The 3,901-nt window shown below is 73.6% G+C and carries 3 protein-coding genes; 1 reads left to right on the plus strand and 2 read right to left on the minus strand.

What is annotated here, in order from left to right:
- Nucleotides 1–34: 34 nt before the first annotated feature.
- Both EF918_RS33475 and EF918_RS33480 read right to left on the minus strand, forming a co-directional pair.
- On the minus strand, nt 35–997 hold the full coding sequence (locus EF918_RS33475; RefSeq protein ID WP_260610924.1) for an ABC transporter permease: 963 nt from the start codon (nt 995–997) through the stop codon (nt 35–37).
- Complete coding sequence (locus tag EF918_RS33480) at nt 985–2,532, minus strand: ABC transporter substrate-binding protein (RefSeq protein ID WP_221889785.1); 1,548 nt, start codon at nt 2,530–2,532, stop codon at nt 985–987. The genes EF918_RS33475 and EF918_RS33480 overlap by 13 nt, the downstream gene beginning before the upstream one ends.
- Before the next feature lie 320 nt (nt 2,533–2,852).
- Between EF918_RS33480 and EF918_RS33485 the strand changes: the two genes are divergently transcribed.
- Nucleotides 2,853–3,851, plus strand: a complete 999-nt coding sequence (locus EF918_RS33485) for a TauD/TfdA family dioxygenase (protein ID WP_125652655.1) — start codon at nt 2,853–2,855, stop codon at nt 3,849–3,851.
- Nucleotides 3,852–3,901: the final 50 nt, after the last annotated feature.

Consider the following 3,901-nt stretch of genomic DNA (forward strand, 5'->3'; position numbering starts at 1 on the left):
GTGGCGGCGTGCGGGCGCGGGGTCGTGGGCGGGCTCATGGGCGGGCTCCCAGGACGCGGGCGCGGAGCAGGTCCGCGGCGAGCAGGACGAGGCTGATGAGGGCGCCGGCGCCGGCGACGACACCGGCGACGAGGGGGGTGTCGCGGGCGGCGACGGCGCCGGCCAGGACGGTGCCGACGCCCGGATAGTTGAAGAGGGTCTCCACGACCACGGCTCCGCCGAGGAGCATGCCGGTGGAGGTGGCGATGCCGGTGGCGACGGCGGGTACCGCGCCGGGCAGGGCGTGACGCAGGAGCACCTGGTGGGTCGGCAGTCCGTCGAGGAAGGCCGCTTCCACGTGCGGGGCGGTGGCCTGGTCGGCGAGGGCGCCGCGCACGATGCGGGTGTTCCAGCCGGTCTGGGGGATCACCAGGGCGAGTACCGGCATGATCAGCATGGTCCAGGTCGCCGGGGCGCCGTCCGCGCCGGTGACGGTGACGGCGGGCAGCCATCCCGTCCACAGGGACAGCAGCAGCAGGAGCAGCACGGAGACGACGAACTCGGGTACGGCGAACGCGGCCGTGGCCGTGTGGCCGATGATCCGGTCGGTGAGCCGGCCGGGGCGGGCGGCCGCCCAGCAGCCCAGGCCGAGCGACAGCACGACGGTGAGGACGAACGCGGTCCCGCCCAGCAGCAGGGTGTTGGGGAACGGGTCGGTCAGCAGCTCGGTGACCGGCCGGCCGTGCGCGGAAGTGCCGAGGTCGCCGGAGGGCAGGGCGGTCATCCAGTCCAGGAAGCGTTCCCACAGGGGCCGGTCCAGGCCGAGCAGGTGTCGGCGGGCGGCCCGGTCGGCGGGGCTCTCACCGCGCTCGGAGGCCGCCGCGGCGGCGTCCCCGGGGAGGGCCTCGACGGCGGCGAACACCAGGGCCAGCAGGAGGACCAGCAGCACGGCCCGCCGGGCCACCGCGACGGCCAGGTGACCGGCCAGGGCGAGGGCGCGGTGGTTCAACGCAGCCACGTGTTCTCTAGCCGGACCCGGCCGTAGCCGGCGAGTTCGGGCAGGCCCTGGACCTTAGTGGTGGCCAGGTCGATGCCGTCGGCCATCCCCCACAGCAGATAGCCGGACCGGTCGAACTCGATCTGCTGGAGCCTCTTGAGGGCGGCTGCGCGCGCCGTCTCGTCGGCCGTGCCGAGGACCGTGCGGTAGGCGGCGTCGAAGTCCGGGTCGGCCCAGCCGGCCTCGTTGGTGGCGGCCTCGGTGACCATGGTCTTCGAGGCGAAGAACACCACGGAGTCGTTGGTGCCCCAGTAGGTGGTGTAGAAGTCGCCGGTCTTCCAGGTCTTGTCCCAGAAGGCGCCGGACTCCTGCTTGACGACCTGGACCTTGATGCCGGCCTCCCGGGCCTGGTGGGCGAAGAGGGTGGCGGATTCGGCCAGTCCGGGGATGTCCTCGGTGGTGACGAGGTCGTAGGTCCGGGACAGGTCGAAGCCCGCGTCGGCGAGCAGCCTGCGGGCCTTGTCCAGGTCGCGCCGGCGCTGCGGGACGTCCTTGGCGTAGTGCGGGTCGCCGGTGCCCAGGATGTCGTTGGCGACGGTGCCGTAGCCGGAGAGGACCTGCGCGACCATGGCCTCGCGGTCGACGGCCAGGCGTAAGGCCTCCCGTACCCGCGGGTCGGCGAACGGGCTGCCCGCGGCGGTGCGCATCACGATCGGCATGGCCATGTCGTCGGGGCGGCGCAGGACCTGGAGGTCCTTGCGGCCCTCGACGGTGCGGGCCGCGACGGCGCCCGCGTTGGAGGCGAGGTCGATCTGGCCGGCGAGGAGGGCGTTGGTCATGGCCTGCGGGGTCTCGAACATGGTGACCTCGATGGCGTCGAGGTGCACGGTGCCGCCGTACCAGGCGTCGTTGCGGACGAGGCGGGCGTTGCCGCCCCGGTACCGGTCGAGCCGGAACGGGCCTGCGCCGGGGGCCGCGTCGAGGGCGTCGTCGGGGGTGTCCTTCTTCAGGACGAAGGTGGTCAGGCGGGTCAGGAGCGGCAGTTCGGCGTTGGCGTAGTCGGAGACGAGCACGACGGTGCCGGTTCCGTCGGCCGTGATGTTCTCCGGCCTGATGCCGGGCAGGCGGGAGGCCCCGGAGGGGGTGTTGCGCAGGCGCCGCAGGGACCAGACGACGTCGTCGGCGGTCACCGGACTGCCGTCGTGGAAGGCGGCGCCCCGGGCGATCGTGAACCGCCAGGTCCTCAGGTCGGCCGACGGCTCCCACGAAGCGGCCAGGCGGGGGCGGGTGTTGGGCGTGAGTCCGGGGACGGTGAGGGTGTCGTGGACCAACGCGATGACGAGGTAGTCGCTCTCGTTGGCCTGGGAGCCGTGCGGGTCGCGGGTGAGGGCGCCGGGGCGGCCGAGGGCACCGACGCGGAGCGTACCCCCGCTCCTGGGGCGGCCCTCCCCGGTGGCGGGAGCGGCCCGGGTGTCGCCGGCCCCCGGGGAGCAGGCGGCGAGCAGCGTCGCCGCGCCCAACATGCCGCCGGAGCGCAGAACTTGACGCCTGTTCATGTTCACGTACGTCCTCGATCCACTGAGCGAGACGGGGGTTGCACTTAGGTTTGCCTACCCTCATGACAGCCATGTCCGCAAGCCGTCACCCCCGGCGGGACGCATGTCCGAATCCTGCGCCGGGTCGACCGATTAGTAAGGTTTGCCTTACCTTAATTTCCTGCTAGCGTTCGAGACGTCCGCCGGTTCCGCAGGTTCCCCCGCTGGCCGCCAATGCGCCGTTGACGCAGGCCAGTTGCGCGTTCTCGCCCAGCTTCGCGAGATGCACCGCGCCAGCTCACCGCGTCCCCTGCCGTCCGAACGAAACGGATTCCTTCGCCATGAGCACGGCCGCCGCGCCGCCCGTCCGCCAGCTCGACCCCGCCACCGTGCGCGAACTCCGCGAGGCCGCGCAGACTCTGCTCGCCGAGTTCGGTACCTCCGCCACGAGCCCGGAACTCCTCGCCGGCATACGCCGGTCGGCCGACCGGGCCGGCCGCGCCCTGCGACACCACTGCCGCCCCGTCGACACCGCCGACGGCCTGTTCCTCCTGCGCGGCCTCGACGTCGACGACGCCACCCTCGGTCCCACGCCCACGAGTTGGGCCACCGCGCAGGACAGCGCCACGCTCCACGATCTCGTCCTGCTCCTGCTCGCCACCCTCATGGGCCGCCCCCTCGCCTGGGAGGGCCAGCAGGGCGGCCGCTTCGTCCACGACATCGTCCCGTCGCCGGGACACGAGCACGCGCAGACGGGAGCCTCCAGCACGGTGCTCCTCAGCCCGCACACCGAGGACGCCTTCCACCCCGGCCGCGCCCACCTGCTGGTGCTCGGCTGCCTGCGCAACCACGACGACATCGCCACCACCGCCGCGAGCATCCGCCGGACCCGCCTCGCGGACGCCGACGTCCGCCTGCTGACCGAGCCGGTGCTGCCGATCTTCCCCGACGACGCCTACGGGACCGCCCGGAGCTACGCCGACCGGCCCCCGCCGCCCGTACCGGCGCTCTTCGCCGCCGAGGACGGACCGACCCTGCGCTACGACCCCGCGTACACCCCGCTGGACGACGCCGACGAGGAGTACCGGGCCGCGTACGGCCGCCTGTCGGCCGAACTGGCCCGGGTCTCCGTCGCCGTGCGCCTGCGCCCCGGCGAGGTCCTGGTCGTGGACAACGACCTGGTCGTCCACGGCCGGGCGCCCTTCCGGGCCCGCTACGACGGCACCGACCGCTGGCTCAAGCGCGCCTCGGTCCGGGTCCCCGGACGCCGCACCCGCCCGGCCGCCGAGGCCGGCGAGCACGGCTACGGCCAGACCGTCCTCGAAGCCCCCGCAGGCTGACCACCCGCCCCGTACCGGAGGTACGACCCCCATGACGGACACCCCGGCCG

The sequence above is a fragment of the Streptomyces sp. WAC06614 genome (assembly GCF_003949795.1).
In the GTDB taxonomy this organism is placed as follows: domain Bacteria; phylum Actinomycetota; class Actinomycetes; order Streptomycetales; family Streptomycetaceae; genus Streptomyces.

Bases quoted from the DNA above. Each gene is read 5' to 3' on its own strand.
- EF918_RS33485 (WP_125652655.1), top strand. From the start codon at position 2,853: ATGAGCACGGCCGCCGCGCCGCCCGTCCGCCAGCTCGACCCCGCCACC.
- EF918_RS33480 (WP_221889785.1), bottom strand. From the start codon at position 2,532: ATGAACAGGCGTCAAGTTCTGCGCTCCGGCGGCATGTTGGGCGCGGCG.